This is a genomic window from Methanothermobacter sp. KEPCO 2 (genome assembly GCF_041228365.1).
In the GTDB taxonomy this organism is placed as follows: domain Archaea; phylum Methanobacteriota; class Methanobacteria; order Methanobacteriales; family Methanothermobacteraceae; genus Methanothermobacter; species Methanothermobacter marburgensis.
The window spans coordinates 1,435,705-1,457,947 of the sequence record NZ_CP166185.1 but is presented as its reverse complement, the minus strand read 5'-3'; the positions used below and the strand labels follow the sequence as shown (position 1 = coordinate 1,457,947).

The window sequence follows — 22,243 nt, the reverse complement described above, 5'->3', positions numbered from 1 at the left end:
TGAAACTCGATGCTACATTTATTTAAGTTTTGGGAGAATAGCAGCTTTCCTCTGTTTCCCGGAAATAAAAAAAGGATTTCATCTTAGAAGATACCTTGACCTTGATGTGTGTGACTTTCCATGGACAAGGCAGAAGTCGGCGTCGCATCTGCTGCAGAACCACATCCCCTCTGGACATGTGGAGCCCTCCTCATACCTCAGTGTTCCGTGCCTGCCACAGAAGGGGCAGTAATTCCTGAAGCGTGACTGATGCTCCCTGTAATCCCCATGGAGTGAACATGAACACCTCCCACTGGCCTCAACGTAATCCGCGGTTACAGTGTGGAATGATGCTCCCACATCCCTTGATGTGCGTCTGTAGGCCCTCACATGTTTCCTTTTGAGGACCCTCTTTTTATAGTACGCCTTTGTATGGATTCTTTTTTTGGTGTACTTCTTATGATACTTCTTCGCATCCACCTTCAGGGGCTTTGCGCTGATTTCAGTTCCTCTATCCTCCGCCTCAGAAGCGGTTATGCCCGCTGCAGCTATGGAGAATAGAAATAAAGATGCAATAAAAAGTCGCTTAATTTTACCGCCTCCAATCCAGAAAGACTATTTAATGTTCCCTCTGGATGTTAGATTATAACTGTGACCTCATATATAAATATTTTGTCTCAGAATTGGAAAATAAGACGTTTTAGAACTCTTTTTTTCAATTAGAGCCTTCTAATTACTTTTTAAAAATTGAAGTGATGGGTGTGATCTTTTAATTTCTTCTTTAAATCACTCTGACACTACCGTTTCCTTTTTTCAAAAAATAAGCCATATTAAACCTTTTTTTAAATTGAATAATCTGATGGTTTATTCAAGGGGGTACATAGGCACCATTCTGAGAGGATACGCAACATGAAAAAAGAGCTGTCTTCATATCAGGGTATTAAATGGATTTTTTTGAATTTTAAATATTTTTTTGTGGTTAAAAGTTAATTTAAATCTTTTTTATGGCTTAAAATCAATTATAATCCTTTCAGATCATTCATCCTATCTCCCATTAGAATCACTGCGGATCCCGGAAGGCCCCTGATAAAATTAGTTATAGAATCATGGACATACTATTAACCATGAGTCTTGCTGAAAGGGTCCAGGTGCTGAGTGACAGTGCCCAGTTTGACCTCTGCGACTACAGTGCAGACCCCTCCCAGAGGAACCCCTCGGTGCCGGGTATCTACTACACCAGTTACAGGGGCTGCAGGGTCCCCCTATTTAAGGTTCTGCTCACCAACAGGTGCTGCAACGACTGCAGGTACTGTATAAACAGCGCAGAGAAAGAGCCCGTAGAGCTGAAGCCGGAGGAAATTGCAGGGATATTCCTTGACTACTATGAGAGGCGCTACGTTGATGGACTCTTCCTCAGCTCCGGAGTGAGCAGGGACCCTGATGAAACCATGGAGAATCTCCTGGAGACCCTCAGAATCCTGAGGCTTGAGGGCTACGGCGGCTACATACACCTCAAGATCATACCGGGTTCATCCATGGACACTGTAAGGAGGGCCATGGAACTTGCAAGTCGTGTGAGCATCAACCTTGAGACCGCAACCAGGGATGGCCTCGATGAACTTTCATCCACCAAGGACTACACTGTTGACATCCTGCGGAGAATGAGGTGGATCAGCAGGTTCAAAAAGAGATACCCTGAACTTGCAACCTCAGGCCAGAGCACCCAGCTGATGGTGGGGGCTGTTGATGAAACAGATGAGGATATAGTTAAACGTGTTAAGTGGATCTATGATAAATATTCCCTCAGGAGGGTGTATTTCAGTGGTTTTCAGCCCATTGAAGGGACTGAACTTGAGAAAAGGGCTGAAGCAGATCCCCGGCGTGTCTTCAGACTTTACCAGACAGATTCCCTCCTCAAGTCCTATGGTTTCGGTGTTGATGAGTTGAGGTTCAGTGGGGGTTACCTGGACACCTCTGTGGATCCAAAGTACGCCGCAGCCATGGAGATGGATATCTTCCCGGTGGACCTCAAGACCGCCCCCTATCATGAAATCATCAGGGTCCCCGGAATAGGACCCGGGTCAGCCAGAAAAATAATTGAACTCAGGGAAAGGGTTAACCTCACAGCAGATATCCTGAAGGGAATGGGGGTGAGGCTGGGCAGGGCCGAGCCCTTCATATACCTTGATGGATCCCAGACAACCCTCAGCAGCTGGAATAAGGGGGATTGAATTACTGGAGTTCAGAGAACATCTCCCATATTTCAGGGTACTTCTCCTTAACGGCCCTTTCTATGAGGTCCGATGCCTCCCTGCTTATGCTGAACTCCGGCTGTGTCTTTTTCAGGTACCTGAGTACCGCTGCAGACCTTGCAGACCAGAGGGTTATGCGGGGGTTGCGTTTAACCTCCCTTATAACAGCCTCAACCTGCACATCTCCAGGTGCAGAGTCCGCAGTCTCCTTCACTTCCTTCCTTGTCCTTGACTGGATGAGTGCATCGAGTCCCATTCCAAGGCCCTTCTTCTGTGTCATCATATCACTCCATATCCAGTATTTCGGCTGCGAGTTTCATGTAGGCCCCTGTACCTGTGCTTTCAGGGTCATAGGTGATGCATGGTTTTCCATGGCTGGGGGCCTCTGCAAGGCGTACGTTTCTCGGTATCCTTGTTCTGAAGATATTCTCCCTTTCACCAAAGAACCTTTCAACCTCCCTCTGCACGTCCCTTGCAAGGCGTGTCCTCGAGTCGTAGAGGGTTATGAGTATCCCCTTTATGGGGCAGGGGCTCTGGAGACGTTCCTCAACAAGGTTCATTGTCCTTAGGAGGTCGGCCATTCCCTCGAGGGCATAGTACTCTGCCTGTATTGGTATTATGACGCTGTCGGATGCCACGAGGGCGTTGAGTGTGAGGATCCCCAGTGAAGGCGGGGCGTCTATGAATATGTAGTCGAATTCATCCATTATATCCTTCATAGCCTCCTTGAGGATGGCATGGTAGCCTATCTCGCTGCTGAGTTCGATCTCTGCACCGCTCAGGGATATGTTGCTCGGTGCAAGGTAGAGGTCCTCAAGTTCGGCGGGCAGTATCACATCCCTGAGGGATGCCTTTCTGCTGAGTACGGTGTAGATGGTTGAGTCCAGCTCAGATTTATTCACGCCGAACCCTGTTGTTGCGTTACCCTGGGGGTCCATGTCAACCACCAGCACCCTCCTATCAAGGAGTGAAAGGGCTGCTGAGAGGTTCACTGCGGTTGTTGTCTTGCCGCAACCCCCCTTCTGGTTTATGATTGAAATTATCTCTCCCATTGAATCACCTGATTTAGGATGATCACTTGGAACTTAGAATTTAGAACTTATAAATTATATCTTATAAGTTATAACTTATAAGAAGAGGGGTCAAAAAAAATTTAGAAGTTGATTCTCTCTGATAGCCTGACAGGGAGGGGCAGCCTTCTGAATGGCATTCCATGGGTCTCTGATCTGACGAGTTCAATGAGCTCGTCGAGATCCATCTGAACCTTTTCACCTGTACTTCTGATGTTAACTGTGAGCTTGCCCTCCAGTTCGCTGTCACCCACAACCACAACGTAGGGTACCCAGTCCTGGGCAGCGTTTCTTATCTTCTTACCAAGGGTCTCTGCCCTGTCATCAAGGTCCGCCCTCACATCATTTGCAGTCATCTCTGATACAAGGGACTCTGCAAATTCAAGGTGTCGCCCGGCAATTGGAAGCACCCGTACCTGTGTCGGTGAAAGCCACACAGGCAGCATGGGTGGTTTCTCATCCATCTCAATGGCCGTCTTTTCAAGTAAACTGCAGATAACCCTCTCTATGCTTCCTGTTGGGCTACAGTGGAGGATTATAGGGTTGACCTCCTCCTCATCACTGTTAACATAGGTTATGCCGAATCTTTCCCCGCTTTCAACATCTATCTGCACTGTTGGGTTCTCTATTGGCCTTCCAAGGTAATCTATGGCTGCAAAGTCCATCTTGGCAATCCAGTAGTGCTTCCTTGAGGGTAGAAGTTCAAGTAGTATCGGTTTTCCTATCTTATCGGCCACTGAGTGCACCCAGTCAGAGTAATTCTCATAGAATTCCCTGGTGGCCCTGAATATCACCTCATAGTTCACCTGGAGGTCCTCACCGGTCTTCATGCACATCTCCACCTGCCCTGCAAACTCGGTGAGGGCCTGTTCAAGGTCGGCGCATACCGTGTGAAGGTCGGGCATTGTAAAGCCCCTGAGCCTTTTGAGGCCAACCACCTCACCCTTCTTCTCAAGCCTGAAGCTGTAGGTGGAGAGTTCATATATTGAGGCGGGGAGATTCTTCCATGTGAGGAAGGAATCTGAGAGTATCCTGAAGGCCCCAAAGCAGCATGCATATCGCAGCATGAGTTCCTTCTTGTTCTTCATCCTGTACTGCCTTTCACCGAACTTCTCTGCATGGACCCTGATGGCCTCGTCCTCAAGGTCATACATTATGGGGGTCTCAACCGGCATGGCCCCCTCACTGGTTACGAGCATGTAAACGTAGTCTGCAAGAAGATCCCTTATCAGCCTTCCCCGGGGGTACCATCTGAGGTGTCCCACATCGGCTGATGGCTCATAATCCGCGAGTCCCTTCTCCCTCATGAGTCTAACGTGTGGCGGCTCCTCGCCGGATGATTCAAGTTCACCCAGTTCATACTTCACAAGGTTTTCAAGGTCCCTGCTGGTGAAGTCGAATTCCTCTGGTCTGATTTTCTGGCCCCTATGGAGTATGAACCACTCTGATTCCTCTGATTCCTCCTCCTCTTTGATGGGCTCCGGCTTTATGGTCCTTGAGAGTTCCGATAGCGGGTGGCCCTTGCAGGATATTCTGAATGCCTTGTACCAGCCGAAGGGGACCCTTGAGACCTCAAGTCCCCTCTCCCTCAGTGCCTCCTCCATTCCCTCAAGAACTCTGCGGGCTGTCTTCGGGGAGCTCAGTGAGGAGCTGAGGTGCGCATATGGATATATAACCACATTATCAGCCTTAACATCACCAAAAACCCTCACTATTTCATCTGCCGCATTTTCAATGACTGAATCCGGGTTCTCCTCATCCTCAGCCTCCACCGCTGTGAAGACCACCAGGGACTCGGTGAAGTGTCCCTGCATTTTATCTTCAGGTATTTCCTCCGCTATCCCTGTTTTGTTCTTTGTCTCGTATTCCAGGTAATCAGAGTGAATTAACAGTATCCTCATGCCATCACCTTGTAAGAATAATATAATGTTATTGTTTTAAGGGCGAAGGTTTTTAAATATTGCCTATGTGAAGGGGAATGATAGGAGACTCCAGAAAACTGCATATCCGCTGAGTCAGTGCTGAAAACCCGCCAGATTGTTGCATGAATGGTGTGGCTAGATACCTCCTGCCCCCCATAGGATTCCCCATACCATATGCTGTCAAATATCCTTGAGTAGTTCTCTGCTATCTCAGGGTACTGGTTCCATATACCCATTGCAGTCTCAGGTATCGGGGACCCCTCAGGTGTGAACCTGGAGAATATCCACATCATCTCCCGTGAATCCCTCACAAACATTCGAACAGGCGGCATGCTCACGACCCTCACCTCACAGGGCAGATCAAGGTCCTCAGGGGCCATTATCCTTACATCGGCGCCTCTATCCACTATCCTTTCAATTGCAGGGCGCAGCTCCCTCAGCTCGTCCCTGAACATGAAACCCATCCTCATTTTGAGTTCGGACCTGGTCCTTGATATGATCTCGAGTTCCTTCTTCATTATCTTCTCCTGTCCGTGTATGAGCCATACCGGGGCCGGTACCCTTGCAACCTGGTCCTCGTAGGTTCGCCTGAGGTGGTGCATGGCCTCATCCAGTTCCTTCATTATTCTCTTTTTTTCCCTCCTGAAAACCTCTGCAGGGGGGACCACATGGTACCTGAGGGGTTTGCCGCGCTCCACCTCCACAAATCCCCTGTCTGAAAGCTGCCTCAGTACCTCATAGATCCTTGACCTGGGGATTCCCGATGCCTTGGCGGCCTCCGATGCCCCCGCAGATACCAGTGATACCATTGCAGTGTATGCAGAAGCCTGATAGTCTGTAAGTCCCATGAGTTTAAGTGCTTTCATTACCTTCCGTTCCATCCAGACACCTTTTTGTTACATTTTATACTCAAATAGTGACAAAAATTATATATAATTTGCTGTCAGTTTTTAATATGGTGATTGAAATGAAGTACCGCTGCAAGGTATGTGACTACATATACGACCCCGATGTGGGTGACCCCAGATCAGGTATAAAGCCAGGGACGCCCTTCGAGGAACTTCCAGAGGACTGGGTCTGCCCGGTCTGCAATGTGGGGAAGGACCAGTTCGAACCCCTCAAGGGTGAAATAAAACACGTGCGACCAGAGGATATAGACATGTTCTGCTACCAGTGCTCCCAGACCGTGCGTGGAAAGGCATGCACAATAAGGGGGGTATGTGGAAAGGAGCCCACAGTTGCCAGACTCCAGGACAATCTCCTTTTTGCAATAAAAGGGATTTCAGCATACCTATACCATGCCAGGGAACTTGGATACACAGATGATAAGGTGGACGCATTCCTTGAGAGGGGATTCTACTCAACCCTCACAAACGTCAACTTCGATGCAGAGGAATTCATAAACCTCGCCCTTGAGGCGGGTGAAATGAACCTCAGAACCATGAAACTCCTCAAGAAGGCCCATATAGATACCTACGGGGAACCTGAACCCACAGAGGTGAGGGTAGGAGCCCTTGATGGTCCAGCCATAATAGCAACAGGCCACAGCCTGAAGGCGCTTGAAGAACTGCTCAAACAGACCGAAGATACAGGTATAAACGTTTACACCCACTCAGAGCTGCTTCCAGCCCATGGTTACCCCGGACTGAAAAGGTACCCGCACCTTGCCGGGCAGCTCGGGGGACCATGGTTCGACCAGAGGGAGACATTCTCACGCTACAGTGCCGCACTACTCGGGACATCAAACTGTGTGCTTCTTCCACGGGAAAACTACAGGACCCGCATGTTCACATGTGGTGTCGCAGCATTACCTGGAGTTGAACACCTCGAGGGCTACGACTTCAGTCCAGTGATAGAGAAGGCCCTGGAACTTCCACCCCTTAAAGAGGAGGAGGCCACAACACTGACAACAGGGTTCGGGCTCTCAACAATCCTCTCACTTGCAGATAAAATAAAGGAACTGGTGGAGGAGGGTAAAATCAGGCGGTTCTTCCTTGTTGGTGGCTGTGATTCACCCCTCCCACGGGCAAAGTACTACACCGAATTTGTGAGGAAGCTCCCTGAGGATACCGTGGTCCTCACACTGGCCTGCGGCAAGTACCGTTTCAACTCAATGGATCTGGGTGACATAGATGGAATTCCCAGGCTCATAGACCTGGGCCAGTGCAACGACTCCATAGTGGCAGTGGAACTTGTGGAGGCACTGAGCAACCTCTTCAGTATGGACGTGAATGAGCTGCCCCTCAGCATAGTCCTCAGCTGGATGGAGCAGAAGGCCGCTGCAATACTCTGGAGCCTACTATCACTTAACCTCAGGGGCATGTACATAGGTCCCATACTGCCGGGATGGGCCAACCATGACATCATAAATGTGCTCGTTGATAAATATGAACTCACACCAATAGGTGACCCTGAAGAGGATATAAAGAGAATGATTGGGTGATGAAAAATGGAGATTAAGGGAAAGGTTCTGAAACTGAATGAGCTGATTGACTACCAGGACGATTCAGTGGTGAGCAGGGAGATCATCAGAAAGGACACCGGTACCGTGACCCTCTTTGCCTTTGACAGGGGCCAGGGTCTCAGTGAACACACTGCACCCTTCGATGCCATGGTCCAGGTGATTGAGGGTGAGGCGGAAATTACAATAAGTGGAGAGAAGAACCGTGTGGCCGCAGGGGAGATGATAATAATGCCGGCCAATGAGCCCCATGCGGTGATGGCTGTGGAACCCTTCAAGATGCTCCTCACCATGATAAGGTCATGAGTTTGCGGTTGGTTAAGACAGTACCAACACCCTACCTAAAAAATCCAGAGGAACCAGATCCCCAAGAGTCTATATCGCCAAAAAAACCCATCCAGAAGAAACACTAGATCCCCATAAGGACAACCGCCACGATACCTGTGGCCACAATGACAAGGAAGAGGGTCCCCACCCTTTTCCCGAAAATTTTTGTGCCAAGTGCAAAGGCTATTCCGCCCTTTATAATTGTGTTTGAGACTCCTGCGAGGGTTATGGCAGCTGCAGCTGTTGATGAACTTACAGAACCCCCTGCTGCCAGTAAAGACATGCTCACAGTTATGGCATCCACATCAGCAACCCCAGAAATCACAGCCGCTGCCAGGACACCTCCACGGCCAAGGTAGATGTTCGCTGCCTTGGATAGGAATAGAATTGCCAGAAAAAGCGCCCCGAATATGAGTGCGGGCTTAACAGAGAATGGGTTTTGAATTTTAATATCGTGATCAATCTTTGATGGTGACCTGATGAACAGAACCCCCAGGGCCATCCCGGTTACCCCCATGGCAAGCATTGGGGGTGCAACGTACCCCATCAGTGAGGGGTTTATGACGGAGACCTCCAGCAGGATCCTGAAAAACATCATTGAACTTGAAACAACCGCCGCGAACACCGCAGGCCTTATGAGATCATCAGATTCCCTCACGCGCCCTGCCATTGCCGTAACCACAGCTGTGCTCGACACCAGTCCCCCTATTATTCCGGTGGCGCTAAGGCCTCTCTCTGGACCTGCTATCTTCATGGCAATGTAACCTGCATAGCTTATGGCTGATATGAACACAACCATCAGCCACACCTGATAGGGGTTGAAAACCCCCCAAGGGCCAAGTGATGTATCCGGAAGAAGCGGGAGAATCACAAAGGCTATTACAAGGAATTTTATTGTATCTATCATCTCCCTCTCACTTATCCTCCTTACGGCAATGTGAATGTACCTTTTGAGGGCAAGGAGCGCCGTTACAATAATGGCAAGCATTGCCGCAAGCCTGTAATCACCTGAAAAACACATAGCACCTAGCATGAAGGTTATAAACGCTGCGACCTCCCCTGTTATTCCGATATCCCCATCATCTTTTGTGCTCACAATGTAACTTGCAGATACTATGGCAACCAGACCCAGAAAGGCAAGAGGAAGCATCAGAGGGAAAATCCCTGATAGATACGCTGAAAGGGCCCCCATGAGTGATATCAGGATGAAGGTCCTTATACCCGCAAATTCAGTCCCCTGGGTCCGCCTTTCCCTCTCAATACCCACCAGGGCTCCTATGGCAAGGGCTATCAAAAACTTAATTACCGGGAAATCCATGTTATAATATATGACAGTTAAATTAATATTATTTATTCCATGATAATTAATAATAATCAGGGTGATGATAATAACGGTGATTATATGAAAAGTGATACCATAAAGAGGGGAATACAGAGGGCGCCCCACCGCTCCCTCCTCAGGGCATGTGGCCTGACAGACCAGGACTTTGAAAAGCCATTCATAGGGATAGCCAACAGCTACACGGATATCGTGCCAGGCCACCTCCACCTTCGAGAACTTGCAGATGAAGTCAGGGCTGGAATCAACGCTGCAGGTGGAGTTGCATTTGAATTCAACACCATGGCCATATGCGACGGCATAGCCATGAACCATGAGGGCATGAAGTACTCCCTTGCATCAAGGGAGATAGTCGCCGATACCGTGGAGAGCATGGCAATGGCCCACGCCCTTGACGGACTTGTCCTTCTTCCAACCTGTGATAAGATAGTCCCCGGTATGCTGATGGCCGCTGCAAGACTTGACATACCATCAATAGTGGTCACCGGTGGCCCCATGCTGCCAGGAGAGTTCCAGGGAAGAAAGGTTGACCTCATAAATGTATACGAGGGTGTGGGCGCCGTGAGTGCAGGTGAAATGAGTGAGGATGAACTCGCCGAGCTCGAAAGATGCGCCTGTCCAGGTCCAGGTTCATGTGCAGGACTCTTCACAGCCAACACCATGGCCTGCCTCACAGAGGCCCTGGGTATGAGCCTCCCTGGATGCGCAACCGCCCATGCTGTAACCTCAAAAAAGAGGCAGATTGCAAGGCTTTCAGGCCACAGGATAGTGGAAATGGTGAAGGAAGACCTTAAATCCGCAAAAATAATGAGCAGAGAGGCATTTGAGAACGCTGTGATGGTGGACCTTGCACTTGGGGGGTCAACCAACAGTGCACTCCACATCCCGGCCATAGCAGCCGAGATAGAGGGCCTTGGCATCAACCTTGATGTCTTTGATGAGCTGAGCCGCAGAATACCCCACATAGCATCAATATCACCGGCAGGTGAGCATATGATGATAGACCTTGACAGGGCAGGGGGAATACAGGCTGTCATGAAAACCCTCAGGGATCACCTCAACACCAGCTGCATCACCTGCACAGGAAAAACCGTAGCTGAGAACATGAGGGATACCAGGGTGAGGGACACCACAGTTATAAGGCCCCTGGATGACCCGGTCCACCAGGAGGGTGGCCTCGCCATACTCAGGGGTAACCTGGCACCCCGGGGCTCCGTGGTGAAGCAGGGAGCCGTTGCAGAGGATATGATGGTCCACGAGGGCCCAGCCAGGGTATTTGAGAGTGAAGACGAATGTGTTGAGGCAATATTCGGTGGGGAGATAGCCGAGGGAGATGTTATCGTCATAAGATACGAGGGACCCAAGGGCGGCCCTGGCATGAGGGAGATGCTGAACCCAACCTCTGCAATTGCGGGTATGGGGCTTGAAAGGGTGGCCCTCATAACCGATGGAAGGTTCTCAGGCGGTACCCGGGGGCCATGCGTGGGTCACGTATCCCCCGAGGCAATGGAGGATGGACCCCTAGCAGCTGTGAGGGATGGGGACACCATAAGAATAGATATACCCTCAAGAAAACTTGAGGTTGATCTGACGGAAGATGAGATCAGAAGAAGGATTGAATCTGCAGAAAAACCGGAACGCCACGTTAAGGGATGGCTTGCACGCTACAGGAAACTCGCAGGTTCAGCAGATACAGGTGCCATTCTGAGATAGGTGTAAGCATGAGTGATGATAAAAGGGAATGGCTTGAGGCAGCAGCATACATTCTCCTCCTCTTACTTGCTGTTGTTGCATCACAGCACATGAACGTGGTTGTATCAGGAAGCATGGAGCCCGTCTTCTACAGGGGAGACATAGTGATAATCGAAAAGAGCAACTTTTTCGGAATAAAGGAACTGAACCCTGAAAACGTACAGAAGGGTGACATAATAATCTATGACGCCACATGGTTCCCTGAACCGGTTATACATCGGGTTATAGCCGTCGAAAAGGATAAAGCAGGTCAAAAATACTACATCACAAAGGGTGACAACAACCCATCACCTGACCCCGCACCTGTGTACCCATCACAGGTTGAGGCAAGGGTCATAACGGTGGGTTCAAATCCGCTGATGATACCCAAGGTGGGCTACATAACCCTCTGGCTTAAGGGACTCTGAAGGCAGGTGAGGAAATTGTTCAGATACATTGAAAACAGTGCAAGGGATTCAATAACTGAAGCGCTTGAGAAGCTCCAGCTACCGGTACCATCAGAGATCAAACTGGAGGAACCACCAAACCCCCAGCTGGGTGATCTTGCATGCACGGTGGCCTTTGAACTTGCAGGTGAACTCAAAAGGCCCCCCATGGAGATAACCTCAGATATAATGTCGGTGATTGAAACTCCTGAGATCTTTGAAGCCGTCGAATCAAAGGGACCCTACATAAACTTCTTTGTTGACTATGGGAAGCTCTCAGGGAAACTCCTTGAAATCATGGATGACGAATACGGATCCCATCCAGAGAGGGGTGAGAGGATAATCCTTGAGCACACCTCTGCAAACCCCAACGGTCCGCTGCACATAGGGCATATAAGGAATGCCATCATCGGGGACTCACTTGCAAGGATACTCAGAAAGGCAGGATACCAGGTTGAAACCCAGTACTATGTCAATGACATGGGGCGCCAGATAGCCATGATAGTCTGGGGCCTCCTGAACCTCCAGAAAAACCTGGATGATTACCCCGGGGATAAGAGGGACCACCGGGTTGGAAGGCTCTACCTTGAGGTTAACCAGAAACTCGGCGAGGATCCAGGTATAAAGGACGAGGTGGATGAACTCCTGAGGAAATACGAGGCCGGTGAGAACGAGGACACCTTCAGGGAGGTTGTGGAGTACTGCCTTGATGGGATGAAGGAGACCATGCAGAGGCTCCATGTCCACCACGACAGGTTCGTGTGGGAGGGGGAACTGGTGAGGGATGGGACGGTTGGTGAGGTTATAGAATCCCTCAGAAAAACGGGACTCACCAGGGAAAATGAGGTCCTCTACCTTGACCTTGAGGATTTCGGCATTGAAAAGGAGCTTGTGCTCACCCGTTCAGATGGAACCTCCCTCTACTCCACAAGGGACATAGCCTACCATCTCCAGAAATCCCGTGAAGGGGATATTCTCATCGACGTCCTTGGATCAGACCATAAACTTGCAGCAGAGCAGGTGGGGATCGCCGTGGATCTCCTGGGTGGTAAGAAACCCGAGGTCATATTCTATGAGTTCATAACACTCCCTGAGGGCTCAATGTCCACCAGGAGGGGGGTCTTCATATCGGTGGATGAACTGATGGATGAGGCCCATAAAAGGGCCCTTGAGGAGGTTAAAAAAAGGAGAGAACTTCCAGATGACGTTGCAGATGGAATCGCCGAGGCCATCGGCAACGGGGCCATAAGGTACTATATAGCGCGCCTTTCCCCCGAGAAGCACATTGTGTTCAGGTGGGATGAGGCCCTCAGTTTTGAACGTGGCTGTGCATCAATACAGTATGCCCATGCAAGGGCGTGCAAGCTCCTCAAGAAGGCATCCTTCAATGGTGATGAGGACATCGAAGACACCTGGAAACCTGAAAACGATGAAAAAGAACTTGTCCGTCTCCTTGCCCGTTTCCCTGTGGTTGTTGAGGAGGCCGCCATGGCAAGGAGGGTTCACCCCGTGGCACAGTACGTGCAGGACCTTGCAAATGCCTTCAACAGTTTCTACAGATCCACCCCTGTCATCGGGTCTGAATTTGAGGGTGCAAGGTTGAGGCTCGTTGATTCTGTTAGAATCGTAATCAGGAATGCCCTGGGTCTTCTGGGTATACATGCCCCGAAGACCATGTAAATTTAATTTTTGGTTAAACTGCTATTCAGAAATTCATGTGCCACATAATGTATTGAAGTCTGGCATTCAGTCGGCGTTGGATAAAAGAAGGATGCTATGAACAGAGAGGCCCTCCTTGGACTCCAGTTCATAACTGCCTGAGCAGTCCATCACAGGCAACACCCTCAATCATCCCATGAGCCAGTGCATTATCGCCTTCTGTGCATGTAGCCTGTTTTCTGCCTGATCCCAGACAACTGACTGCGGCCCGTCGATGACCTCAGAGGTTGTCTCCTGCCCCCTCACAGCCGGAAGACAGTGCATGAATATGGCATCAGGGGATGCGAGTTTCATGAGCTCTGAGTTCACCTGGTAAGGCCTGAATACCCTGAGGCGTTCCTCGGTCTCTTCCTCATAGCCCATGCTGACCCAGACGTCGGTGTAGACAACATCCGCACCATCAACAGCTTCCCTAGGATCATGGAACACCCTTATCTCTGAACCACTTTTTCTGGCGATTTTCTCTGCCATTCCAGTGATTTCTGGGTGGGGTTCATAGCCTGGTGGGCAGGCAACGTCCATGTCCATCCCCAGCATTGCTGTTATGAGGAGCAGTGAGTTGCAGACGTTGTTACCATCTCCCACGAATACCAGTCGGCCGCTGAAGTCTCCCAGTTTCTCCCTTACAGTCTGCATGTCAGCCAGCGCCTGGCATGGGTGTTCAAGATCCGTAAGCCCATTTATAACAGGTACAGAAGACTCTGACGCAAGTTCAACCACGTCTGAGTGCCTTATGGCCCTTATCATGATCCCGTCAACGTATCTGCTGAGGGTCCTGGCGGTGTCTGCTATTGGCTCCCCCCTTCCAAGCTGCAGGTCTGATGCTGATAGATAGAGGGGCTGTGCACCCAGCTGGGATGCCCCGACTTCAAAGGAGACCCGGGTCCTTGTTGATGATTTCTCAAAGATCATGGCAAGGGTCCTGCCCTCAAGGACCTTCCCTGGGATTTCCCCTCCCTTGTAGTCATCTGCAAGGTCAAGGAGCGCCACCACGTCGTCCATGTCGCATACAGATAGAAGATGTTTCATCTGCCCCACTCCTCAGGACCGGAGGTCCTCCATGTGCTTCACTCTCTTCTCAACAAGCTCCCTGGTACCTATATCTCTCCGGTGGTAGAGTCTTCCCTTCACGTATCCTGTGGCGTTCTCACAGAGCTCCTCTGCAGAGTATATGTCCTCTGCAAGGGCCACCAGTGCAAGTGCCCTGGATGAAGAGGTGTATATGGTGCTGTTCTCCTGGTTAACCGCTGCATAGTAGGTTATAACCCCCATGTCCTCGATCTTATCCTCTTCAACCCTTATTTCAGAGCCTGCAACCCCCTTATCAGGGTAGCCCTCAGGTACAAGGTACTTGCAGACCGTTGCAAGGTTCCTGAACCTTGCCCCGCTGAGATTTCCGTCCACGACTCCCTCACAGATCTCAAGCATGCTGGACTCAAGTAGTGGGAGCACATTCATTGCCTCAGGGTCCCCGAAACGTGCATTGTACTCTATGAGTTTCGGTCCGTCGGCTGTGAGCATGAACTGTCCATAGAGAACTCCCTTATAGGGCCCTGCCTCACTTTTAATCGCATCGATCGTCTTCTGCATTATCTCAACTGCTTCATCATAGTCCTTCTGTGTCAGGAACGGTAAAAGACCATCTGAGTCGGAGTAGGAACCCATCCCCCCTGTTATTGGGCCCTGGTCCCCCTCATATGCGTGGGGGTGGTCCTGTACAGCAGGCATTGGCACGATACGGTCGCCGTCAGAAAAGGCCTGGACGGTGAATTCCTCCCCAACAACCCTTTCCTCTATAACAACGCTTGCATGGCCACCTATAAGATTATCTATTACCTCGCAGGCGTATTCGATTGCCTCTGAGTTGTCCTGGAGGTGTTCACCGACTATCTTAACGCCCTTTCCGCCTGTGAGTCCCACCGGCTTTACCACAGCCTCGCCCTCAAATTCATCCATGAACTCCCTGAGTTCATCCCTGTCATCAAAGACACGGTAGGTTATTGACCCGGGGATACTGTAACTTTCAAAGAGTCTGCGCATGAATGACTTGTCTGTCTCAATTCTGGCAGCCTCCCTGGTGGGCCCCACCGATGGTATGCCTGCTTCCTCAAGGGCATTGACCAGCCCTGCCTCGAGGGGTGCCTCAGGACCTATGAATGCCATGTCAACGCCCTTACTGGATGCGAAATTGACCACCCTTTCTGTGTCAACCTCAGGAGCAACCATGAATTCACTGGCAAGCCTTGATATGCCGGGGTTCCTGTTACCCATCACAGAGTATATCGTTGCCTCATCTGCCAGTGCACTGCAGATGGCATGTTCCCTTGCTCCTGTTCCCACAACAAGTATTTTCATCGGATAATCCTCCCTGAAATTGATAAACTTAAATCTCCCTATTGTTTTATATAACCTTACCACTTACCTTTATTATGTATTTATAAGAAATATGTCATTAATAATAATGATAGATTTTCAAGGTGTTTCCAATGAAAGGTGGCCAGGCAATAATCAGATCACTTCTGGATCAGGGAGCAGACACCGTATTCGGATACCCCGGTGGACAGTTACTGCCACTCTATGACATGCTCTATGATTCCGAACTCAAACACATCCTTGTAAGACATGAGCAGTGCGCGGCCCACGCTGCAGATGGATATGCAAGGGCCTCAGGCAGGGTGGGGGTCTGCATAGCAACCTCAGGGCCAGGGGCCACAAACCTGGTAACCGGTATCGCAACAGCCTACATGGACTCCTCACCAATAGTTGCAATTGCAGGTCAGGTCCCCACCCACCTCATCGGAAATGATGCCTTCCAGGAGGTGGACATGATAGGCATAACCATGCCCATCACAAAGCACAGCTTCCAGCCAGCGGATGCAAGTGAAATCCCCGCAATGGTAAGGGCAAGTTTTCACATCGCAAAGACAGGTCGCCCTGGCCCCGTTGTCATAGACCTTCCAAAGGACATACAGGAACAGGAGGTCCAGGACCCACTTGATGAGCTGGACCTTCAGGGCTACAGGCCAACCCTCCGGGGCCACCCGCTCCAGATAAAGAGGGCTGCAGAGCTCATAAGGAGATCAGAAAAGCCCGTTATACTGGCGGGTGGTGGGGTGATAATATCAGGGGCCTCAAAGGAGATCATGGAGTTATCAGAACTCATAAAGGCCCCTGTGACCACCACGCTCCTCGGTAAGGGTTCTTTCCCTGAGGACCATCCTTCGGCCATGGGTATGCTGGGGATGCACGGCCGCAAGGTTGCAAACCTGACAGTGGATGAGTGTGACTGCCTCATAGCGGTTGGATGCAGATTCTCAGACCGTACAACCGGTAATGTTGCAGAATTCGCCCCCAATGCCAGAATAATACACGTGGATATCGACCCTGCCGAGATAGGTAAAAACGTGGCCGTTGATGTCCCCATCGTGGGTGACGCCAGGAATGTCCTTAGGGAGCTTATAGAAAAACTCAAGAAACACGGTGAAAGGGATGATGAGTGGCTGAGGGGAGTTCAGAAGTTCAGGACGGACTGCATGCCAAGAATGAGTTATGACGAAGTTCCTCTGAAACCCCAGCAGGTTATAAAGGAGATAAGCCAGGTCCTGGATGATGAAACCGTTGTCACAACAGACGTTGGGCAGAACCAGATGTGGATGGCCCACTTCTACACATCAAGGGCCCCCAGAAAATTCATATCATCAGGTGGCCTTGGGACCATGGGTTTCGGTTTTCCTGCCGCCATAGGGGCAAAGGTTGCTCTTCCAGAGAATGACGTTGTGGCTGTCTGTGGCGACGGCGGATTCCTGATGGTCTGCCAGGACCTTGCAACCATAAGGGAATACGACATACCCGTTGTGATATGTGTCATGGACAACCGCCACCTGGGTATGGTTGCCCAGTGGCAGCGCCTCTTCTATGATGAGAGGATGTCCCATACACACCTCGGTGAGGTCCCGGATTTTGTTAAACTGGCTGAATCATTTGGAATTGAGGCCGAAAGGGTCGAAAAACCGGGTGAAACATCTGAAGCCCTTTCAAGGGCCATAAGATCAGGTGAACCTGCCCTGCTGGATATAGTTATAGACCCTGAGGAGATACTCCCAATGGTCCCGCCAGGTTGCGGTCTGACCGAAATAGTGGGGGAGTACAGGGTTGAAAGGGAGGATCCCCAGGAAATAAGATACTCTGGAGTGAAGGCGGACGGTGATTAAGATGAAACCCGACACACACATCATCAGTGCCCTTGTTGAGCACAGACCCGGTGTCCTTCAGAGGGTTGCAGGACTCTTCACAAGGCGCGGATTCAACATCGAAAGCATCACTGTAGGGGAATCCGAAACCCCTGGAATCGCCAGGATGACCATAATAGCCAGGGGCGACGACCGTGTGCTTGAACAGATAACCAAGCAGCTCAATAAGCTGATAGACGTTATAAAGGTCCGTGACCTTGAACCATCATCCACCGTTAAGAGGGAGCTATGCATGGTTAAGGTACACGCCCCATCAGAGAAGGAGAGGTCAGAGATAATACAGTACACCAACATCTTCAGGGGGAGGATAGTGGACGTGAGCAGTGAGGCGCTTACAGTTGAGGTCACCGGGGACTCAGAGAAGATAGACGCCTTCCTTGAGCTCCTGAAGGTCTTTGGAATCAAGGAACTTGCAAGGACCGGGCCAACTGCAATGTCCCGTGGTGGCAGAACCATCTGAATCCAGATGAACACAAATTTTATTTTTAATGATCCTGTTAATTAGAGATGAGGAGGTTTTTCATGAAGATCTACTATGAAAATGACATTGACATGGAGATACTGGCAGATAAGAAGATAGCCGTCATAGGTTACGGCAGTCAGGGAGAAGCCCAGGCCAGGAACATGGCCGACAGCGGACTTGATGTTATAGTTGGGCTCAGAAGGGGCGGAGCATCCTGGAAGAAGGCCCATGATGATGGTATGAACGTAATGACAGTTGAAGACGCCTCAAGGGAGGCCGACGTCGTACACATACTCATACCCGACGAGATACAGGAGACAGTATTTGAGCAGTCCATAAAACCCTATCTCAGGGAGGGCAACACAATATCCTTCTCACATGGCTACAACATACACTACGGCTACATAAGGGCCCCTGAAGGGGTAAACGTCACCATGGTGGCCCCCAAGGGTCCCGGTGCAATGGTGAGGAGAACCTACCTTGAGGGTTTCGGCATACCTGGTCTTGTGGCTGTTGAGGTGGATGCAACAGGAGACGCCCTTGAACAGGCCCTTGCAATGGCAAAGGCATGCGGACTTGCACGTGCAGGTGTCCTTGAGACCACCTTCAAGGAGGAAACAGAGACCGACCTCTTTGGTGAACAGGCCGTGCTCTGTGGTGGTGTAACAGAACTCATAAACACCGCATTCAGGACCCTTGTGAAGGCCGGTTATCAGCCAGAGATCGCCTACTTTGAGACATGCCACGAACTCAAACTGATAGTGGACCTCATCTATGAGAGGGGATTCCAGGGAATGTGGCACAATGTGAGTAACACAGCAGAGTTCGGGGGCCTTACAAGGAGAAAGAGGGTTATAACAGAGGAAACAGAGAAGGAAATGCAGAAAATACTGGAAGAGATCCAGAACGGTAAATTCGCCAAGGAATGGGCCCTTGAAAACAGGGCCGGTGCCCCGATGCTTAAAAGGATGAGGGCCCTTGAGGGAGAACTGGAGATAGAGAAGGTGGGCTCAAAGCTCAGGAAACTCTGCGGCCTTGAAAAATAAACTCCGCCGATAAATCCCATGTTTTTCTTTTAAAAGGTGATTGGCTTGGTATTTGTGGGTATGGACCATGGGACAACAGGCGTGTCCTTCACAATCCTCGGGGATGGGGCCGAGCACTTCAAGATAGGGAGGGAGGAACTCTCGGCGGGCAGAGTTTCCGCCCTTGAGGAGCTTGAAGGAAGGGTGTCCCCCGAAGAGATAGAACTCATGGCAATAACCTATGCAATGGGTGACGGTATAAACAGGATAAAGCCCATTGATCGGGTGAAGAACAGGGGTATCATCTCCATTGGAGGGGCCGGTAAGGTCACAGGTGGCGGGACAGCCGTTTACAGTGAAATAGAGTCCTCGGGAATACCCACTGTACTGATACCTGGCCTTCACCGCAACACCCCCTGTCTTGATGAGAGGTTCCGGGCAGCCTACTCCCACCACGCAAGTCCAGAGAAGGTGAGCATATGCTACAACGCATACCTGGAGACCGGGTGGGAGAACATGATAGTTTCCGATATAAGTTCCAATACGGTAACCATGCTCATACAGGACGGGAAGATAAGAGGCGCTATGGATGCCTGTATAGGTGCCATGGGGGTTATACATGGGCCCCTTGACCTTGAAATGCTCAGGAAAATAGATGATGGTGAAAAAACAGCGAACGAGTGTTTTTCACATGCCGGGGCTGTTAAGATAGCCGGAATAGATACGAGGGTATCCCGTGCAAGGGATGAACTCCTTGATATGTACCTTGAGGGAAGGAAGGAAGCGGCCCTTGCACTTGAGACCATGATAATGACTATAGCCATGGAGATATGGGGGCTTGCAGGCATCTCAGAGCGTGTTGATGGGATCGTTCTCACTGGATCAATGGGTGCCATGAGGGAACCCTACGACTTCCACGGAAAACTTGCGGATATGGTGGATGAACTGGCCCCTGTGAAGAGGCTGGATGCAACCTCCGGTTCCATGGGAAGTGCCCAGATAGCGCGTGATATACACGGAGGTAAAAGAGATATTCTTGGGATAGAGGTTGATATTTAATTATTCCATTGCAATGAACGCTATCTTGGTTCCCTTAATGAACCTGATGCCCTCCTCAGTCTGAAGAACTGTGTTGAGGTAATTATCTATTGATATGAGTTTTCCCCTTGCCTCTTCATTGTTTTTGAGTGTTAGAAGAACATTCCTGTTTTTAAACTTCAGGAACTGTTTGTTAACCCTGAACTCCTTATCATCGCCTTTCATCAGAATCCCCTTAAAGATTTAGTAATCCTATAATGATTCGCCTATATATACTTCACATATCCTCATCCTTCAGTTAAACTGCAGGGCTACTCCCAGGTTATCCTGAGGAGAACCAGAAGCGCGCCAAGCTGGCAGAGGTTAACACTGAGAACAGGAAATCCCAGTCCATGTCCCCTGAAGCCCTCCCGTGTCAGCATGAATATGATGAATATGATGTTCTGCAGGAGCAGGAGCAGTGAAAAACCGATAAGGCCCAGTGTAAAACTGGACCGGATCTTCCTGTAGCTTGAAACATAGACCCCAAGAAGGATGAGGAGGACGAACACATTCAGAATCCCAACCACAACCGCCAGGAATGTGAGCCCGGGATCTGCCATGAAATTACGGTCATGAACTTCTCTCATACATCAACCCCCTGCACCCTATCCAGTATATCCTCAAATAAGTCGTAATTCTCCTCCATTGCATCTGAAAGAAAGTACATCTTTCCGTACCTCTCACCTGACGATACTATGATTTTATTCTTCTCAAGAACCCTTAGGTGATGCTGAACAGTCTTATAGTCCAGGTTAAGAGCCTCTGCCAGCTGGTTGGTGTTGTATGGCCTCTCATGCAGCATTCTGATTATCCTTGCACGGTTCACCCCCCCACGTGTCGCTGCAATAAGCCACCACAGGAGCCTCTTCATGAAACCACGCTTATACCTATGGGGATAACTATGGATAATTTTTTGGCACTGATCCATCCAGTTGTTCACCTTTGAATACATGAGAGTCCACACATGATGCTTAAAGGGGAATTTTAAAGGTAAGGAATGGGGATTCTGAAGCCCATCTCAGGATCCTGCAGTGGTGATTTGCTTCACCATCAGGATGCACCCCTCACCAGCTGCCTGAACATGCCCTTTAAGGGCTTCCAGTAGATGTGGGCATGTATCAGGGTACCTATAACCATCAGAATTGCCAGTTCAGCATGCCAGTAGGTCACAGATGGATTCAGGGCAGTTTTTATACCAAGGCGTATGAATATGAGGAGGAGTATGCCTGTAATTCCTGTCCCGGCATATCCCACAGTCAGTAGCATGTTCCACAGCCTTCTGTACACTGAACCCCTGATATAGCCGCTGCGCATGAGGTAAAGCGTTATGAGGTACGCCCCCGCTATAATGAGGCTCACAGGTATTAAATGGTAATCTGTTTCATGGCCGCTGAACTCTCCACTGGTACCGTCTGAAACATCTCCGCTCACGTTATGTTCAGGGGTCTGATTCTGCGTCCTGTTAATTTCAGAAGTTTCTGCTGGACTGTAATCATCGCTACCACTGGATGAAGAATCCTTCTGGTCAGATGAAGAAGCTTCCCGATCCTCAGATGCTGCGTAATCGTTTGAGACTGATGTCTGTGAGAGGTCACATATGCCGTCACCGTTGAGGTCCGTGAACCTTGGGCACTGTCCAGGGTAGGGGTCGTTCACAAGACCATAGGGGCATGAAGCGGCGCATGAAATCTCAGAAGTGGATATTGCGGCTGCGAATGGTAAAATTCCAGTCAGAAACTTAAATCCTTTCCTCAGGTTCATTTACCAACCCCCAGGATTCTGTTTAAGCTGCCTGTGTAGCAGTGGAAGTGAAAAACCGTCACAAGCACGAGGGCCAGGCCCGCCTCCACATGCCAGTAGAGAAGCTGTGAGTTCAGTGAAAACCTTATGCCATTCTCCAGCAGGAGGAGAAGGACGAAACCTCCAATTCCTGATATCAGGAATGCAATGAGTATGACCAGGTTCCAGAGGTTCACATGAAAACTTCTTCGTATCCTCCCATTCCTGTAAAGGGTATAGGTTAATATATAAAGCCCTATTAATGGAAGGGTCACTTTAAAAATAGTGTATTCCATTTTAAGGTCCTCCAATCTTTTATTTTAAAATTGTACCTTCTATTAAAAGAAATTTTTCCGAATTTACACCCAGATCTCCACCAGATTATGGAGACCAAAATAAA

The 22,243-nt window shown here is 49.9% G+C and carries 23 protein-coding genes; 10 read left to right on the top strand and 13 right to left on the bottom strand.

The features are described from left to right. Positions 1-78 precede the first annotated feature (78 nt). Entirely contained in the window at positions 79-459 is a 381-nt protein-coding gene (locus AB9H23_RS07795; RefSeq protein ID WP_370004678.1) for a hypothetical protein, read from the bottom strand. Between the two features lie 644 nt (positions 460-1,103). On the opposite strand from AB9H23_RS07795, the gene AB9H23_RS07790 reads away from it, so the two are divergent. Continuing rightward, positions 1,104-2,210 (top strand): radical SAM protein, encoded by a 1,107-nt coding sequence (locus tag AB9H23_RS07790; protein WP_370005981.1) that lies wholly within the window; start codon positions 1,104-1,106, stop codon positions 2,208-2,210. A 1-nt stretch (position 2,211) separates the two neighbouring features. On the opposite strand, the gene AB9H23_RS07785 is transcribed toward AB9H23_RS07790, so the two are convergent. The 4 genes from AB9H23_RS07785 to AB9H23_RS07770 form a co-directional block, all read right to left on the bottom strand. Further along, a complete protein-coding gene (locus tag AB9H23_RS07785) occupies positions 2,212-2,511 on the bottom strand; it encodes a hypothetical protein (RefSeq protein WP_370004677.1) in 300 nt (99 codons plus the stop codon). A 4-nt stretch (positions 2,512-2,515) separates the two neighbouring features. After that, the gene (locus tag AB9H23_RS07780) at positions 2,516-3,283 is read right to left on the bottom strand and encodes a ParA family protein (RefSeq protein WP_370004676.1); all 768 of its coding nucleotides are present in this window, start codon (positions 3,281-3,283) and stop codon (positions 2,516-2,518) included. A 101-nt stretch (positions 3,284-3,384) separates the two neighbouring features. Beyond that, complete coding sequence (locus AB9H23_RS07775) at positions 3,385-5,202, bottom strand: threonine--tRNA ligase (protein WP_370004675.1); 1,818 nt, start codon at positions 5,200-5,202, stop codon at positions 3,385-3,387. Continuing rightward, a complete protein-coding gene (locus AB9H23_RS07770) occupies positions 5,199-6,104 on the bottom strand; it encodes a TrmB family transcriptional regulator (protein WP_370004674.1) in 906 nt (301 codons plus the stop codon). Before AB9H23_RS07770 ends, AB9H23_RS07775 begins: the two co-directional genes overlap by 4 nt. Positions 6,105-6,190: 86 nt before the next feature. Between AB9H23_RS07770 and hcp the strand changes: the two genes are divergently transcribed. Both hcp and AB9H23_RS07760 read left to right on the top strand, forming a co-directional pair. Continuing rightward, the gene (gene hcp, locus AB9H23_RS07765; RefSeq protein WP_370004673.1) at positions 6,191-7,666 is read left to right on the top strand and encodes a hydroxylamine reductase; all 1,476 of its coding nucleotides are present in this window, start codon (positions 6,191-6,193) and stop codon (positions 7,664-7,666) included. 6 nt (positions 7,667-7,672) lie between these two features. Beyond that, positions 7,673-7,990 (top strand): cupin domain-containing protein, encoded by a 318-nt coding sequence (locus AB9H23_RS07760; protein WP_321211341.1) that lies wholly within the window; start codon positions 7,673-7,675, stop codon positions 7,988-7,990. Between the two features lie 103 nt (positions 7,991-8,093). On the opposite strand, the gene AB9H23_RS07755 is transcribed toward AB9H23_RS07760, so the two are convergent. Then, positions 8,094-9,305, bottom strand: a complete 1,212-nt coding sequence (locus AB9H23_RS07755; protein WP_370004672.1) for an MgtC/SapB family protein — start codon at positions 9,303-9,305, stop codon at positions 8,094-8,096. A gap of 108 nt (positions 9,306-9,413) precedes the next feature. Between AB9H23_RS07755 and ilvD the strand changes: the two genes are divergently transcribed. The 3 genes from ilvD to argS are packed head-to-tail and all read left to right on the top strand — an operon-like array spanning position 9,414 to position 13,207. Further along, positions 9,414-11,063, top strand: coding sequence for a dihydroxy-acid dehydratase (ilvD, locus tag AB9H23_RS07750; RefSeq protein ID WP_370004671.1), 1,650 nt, complete (start codon positions 9,414-9,416; stop codon positions 11,061-11,063). Between the two features lie 8 nt (positions 11,064-11,071). Next, the gene (locus tag AB9H23_RS07745; protein WP_321211338.1) at positions 11,072-11,509 is read left to right on the top strand and encodes a signal peptidase I; all 438 of its coding nucleotides are present in this window, start codon (positions 11,072-11,074) and stop codon (positions 11,507-11,509) included. 15 nt (positions 11,510-11,524) lie between these two features. After that, a complete protein-coding gene (gene argS, locus AB9H23_RS07740; protein WP_370004670.1) occupies positions 11,525-13,207 on the top strand; it encodes an arginine--tRNA ligase in 1,683 nt (560 codons plus the stop codon). A 168-nt stretch (positions 13,208-13,375) separates the two neighbouring features. Here the strand turns inward: argS and argF are convergent, their stop codons facing one another. Together argF and purD are read right to left on the bottom strand one after the other, a co-directional pair. Next, positions 13,376-14,275, bottom strand: coding sequence for an ornithine carbamoyltransferase (argF, locus tag AB9H23_RS07735; protein ID WP_370004669.1), 900 nt, complete (start codon positions 14,273-14,275; stop codon positions 13,376-13,378). A 12-nt stretch (positions 14,276-14,287) separates the two neighbouring features. After that, complete coding sequence (gene purD / locus AB9H23_RS07730) at positions 14,288-15,601, bottom strand: phosphoribosylamine--glycine ligase (RefSeq protein ID WP_370004668.1); 1,314 nt, start codon at positions 15,599-15,601, stop codon at positions 14,288-14,290. Between the two features lie 131 nt (positions 15,602-15,732). Here purD and AB9H23_RS07725 point away from each other — a divergent pair, with 131 nt between their 5' ends. From AB9H23_RS07725 to AB9H23_RS07710, 4 genes are all read left to right on the top strand, one after another. Continuing rightward, complete coding sequence (locus AB9H23_RS07725) at positions 15,733-17,457, top strand: acetolactate synthase large subunit (protein ID WP_370004667.1); 1,725 nt, start codon at positions 15,733-15,735, stop codon at positions 17,455-17,457. 1 nt (position 17,458) lies between these two features. Beyond that, positions 17,459-17,956, top strand: coding sequence for an acetolactate synthase small subunit (ilvN, locus tag AB9H23_RS07720; protein WP_321211333.1), 498 nt, complete (start codon positions 17,459-17,461; stop codon positions 17,954-17,956). Between the two features lie 62 nt (positions 17,957-18,018). After that, positions 18,019-19,005 (top strand): ketol-acid reductoisomerase, encoded by a 987-nt coding sequence (ilvC, locus tag AB9H23_RS07715; protein ID WP_370004666.1) that lies wholly within the window; start codon positions 18,019-18,021, stop codon positions 19,003-19,005. 45 nt (positions 19,006-19,050) lie between these two features. Then, positions 19,051-20,043 carry a methanogenesis marker 12 protein gene (locus tag AB9H23_RS07710; RefSeq protein ID WP_370004665.1) on the top strand — a complete coding sequence of 331 codons (993 nt, stop codon included), beginning with the start codon at positions 19,051-19,053 and terminating at the stop codon, positions 20,041-20,043. Here the strand turns inward: AB9H23_RS07710 and AB9H23_RS07705 are convergent, their stop codons facing one another. From AB9H23_RS07705 to AB9H23_RS07685, 5 genes are all read right to left on the bottom strand, one after another. After that, complete coding sequence (locus AB9H23_RS07705; RefSeq protein ID WP_237779089.1) at positions 20,044-20,247, bottom strand: LSM domain-containing protein; 204 nt, start codon at positions 20,245-20,247, stop codon at positions 20,044-20,046. An 86-nt stretch (positions 20,248-20,333) separates the two neighbouring features. After that, a complete protein-coding gene (locus AB9H23_RS07700) occupies positions 20,334-20,651 on the bottom strand; it encodes a hypothetical protein (protein WP_013294865.1) in 318 nt (105 codons plus the stop codon). Further along, entirely contained in the window at positions 20,648-20,935 is a 288-nt protein-coding gene (locus AB9H23_RS07695) for a winged helix-turn-helix domain-containing protein (RefSeq protein WP_370004664.1), read from the bottom strand. Before AB9H23_RS07695 ends, AB9H23_RS07700 begins: the two co-directional genes overlap by 4 nt. A gap of 179 nt (positions 20,936-21,114) precedes the next feature. Further along, on the bottom strand, positions 21,115-21,825 hold the full coding sequence (locus tag AB9H23_RS07690; protein WP_370004663.1) for a hypothetical protein: 711 nt from the start codon (positions 21,823-21,825) through the stop codon (positions 21,115-21,117). Continuing rightward, the gene (locus AB9H23_RS07685; RefSeq protein ID WP_370004662.1) at positions 21,822-22,040 is read right to left on the bottom strand and encodes a hypothetical protein; all 219 of its coding nucleotides are present in this window, start codon (positions 22,038-22,040) and stop codon (positions 21,822-21,824) included. Before AB9H23_RS07685 ends, AB9H23_RS07690 begins: the two co-directional genes overlap by 4 nt. Positions 22,041-22,243: the final 203 nt, after the last annotated feature.

Excerpts from the sequence above, each read along its gene's own strand:
- AB9H23_RS07790 (WP_370005981.1), top strand. The coding sequence starts at position 1,104 with ATGAGTCTTGCTGAAAGGGTCCAGGTGCTGAGTGACAGTGCCCAGTTT.
- AB9H23_RS07785 (WP_370004677.1), bottom strand. The coding sequence starts at position 2,511 with ATGACACAGAAGAAGGGCCTTGGAATGGGACTCGATGCACTCATCCAG.
- AB9H23_RS07780 (WP_370004676.1), bottom strand. The coding sequence starts at position 3,283 with ATGGGAGAGATAATTTCAATCATAAACCAGAAGGGGGGTTGCGGCAAG.
- AB9H23_RS07775 (WP_370004675.1), bottom strand. The coding sequence starts at position 5,202 with ATGAGGATACTGTTAATTCACTCTGATTACCTGGAATACGAGACAAAG.
- AB9H23_RS07770 (WP_370004674.1), bottom strand. The coding sequence starts at position 6,104 with ATGGAACGGAAGGTAATGAAAGCACTTAAACTCATGGGACTTACAGAC.
- hcp (WP_370004673.1), top strand. The coding sequence starts at position 6,191 with ATGAAGTACCGCTGCAAGGTATGTGACTACATATACGACCCCGATGTG.
- AB9H23_RS07760 (WP_321211341.1), top strand. The coding sequence starts at position 7,673 with ATGGAGATTAAGGGAAAGGTTCTGAAACTGAATGAGCTGATTGACTAC.
- ilvD (WP_370004671.1), top strand. The coding sequence starts at position 9,414 with ATGAAAAGTGATACCATAAAGAGGGGAATACAGAGGGCGCCCCACCGC.
- AB9H23_RS07745 (WP_321211338.1), top strand. The coding sequence starts at position 11,072 with ATGAGTGATGATAAAAGGGAATGGCTTGAGGCAGCAGCATACATTCTC.
- argF (WP_370004669.1), bottom strand. The coding sequence starts at position 14,275 with ATGAAACATCTTCTATCTGTATGCGACATGGACGACGTGGTGGCGCTC.
- purD (WP_370004668.1), bottom strand. The coding sequence starts at position 15,601 with ATGAAAATACTTGTTGTGGGAACAGGAGCAAGGGAACATGCCATCTGC.
- AB9H23_RS07725 (WP_370004667.1), top strand. The coding sequence starts at position 15,733 with ATGAAAGGTGGCCAGGCAATAATCAGATCACTTCTGGATCAGGGAGCA.
- ilvN (WP_321211333.1), top strand. The coding sequence starts at position 17,459 with ATGAAACCCGACACACACATCATCAGTGCCCTTGTTGAGCACAGACCC.
- ilvC (WP_370004666.1), top strand. The coding sequence starts at position 18,019 with ATGAAGATCTACTATGAAAATGACATTGACATGGAGATACTGGCAGAT.
- AB9H23_RS07705 (WP_237779089.1), bottom strand. The coding sequence starts at position 20,247 with ATGAAAGGCGATGATAAGGAGTTCAGGGTTAACAAACAGTTCCTGAAG.
- AB9H23_RS07700 (WP_013294865.1), bottom strand. The coding sequence starts at position 20,651 with ATGAGAGAAGTTCATGACCGTAATTTCATGGCAGATCCCGGGCTCACA.
- AB9H23_RS07695 (WP_370004664.1), bottom strand. The coding sequence starts at position 20,935 with ATGAAGAGGCTCCTGTGGTGGCTTATTGCAGCGACACGTGGGGGGGTG.
- AB9H23_RS07690 (WP_370004663.1), bottom strand. The coding sequence starts at position 21,825 with ATGAACCTGAGGAAAGGATTTAAGTTTCTGACTGGAATTTTACCATTC.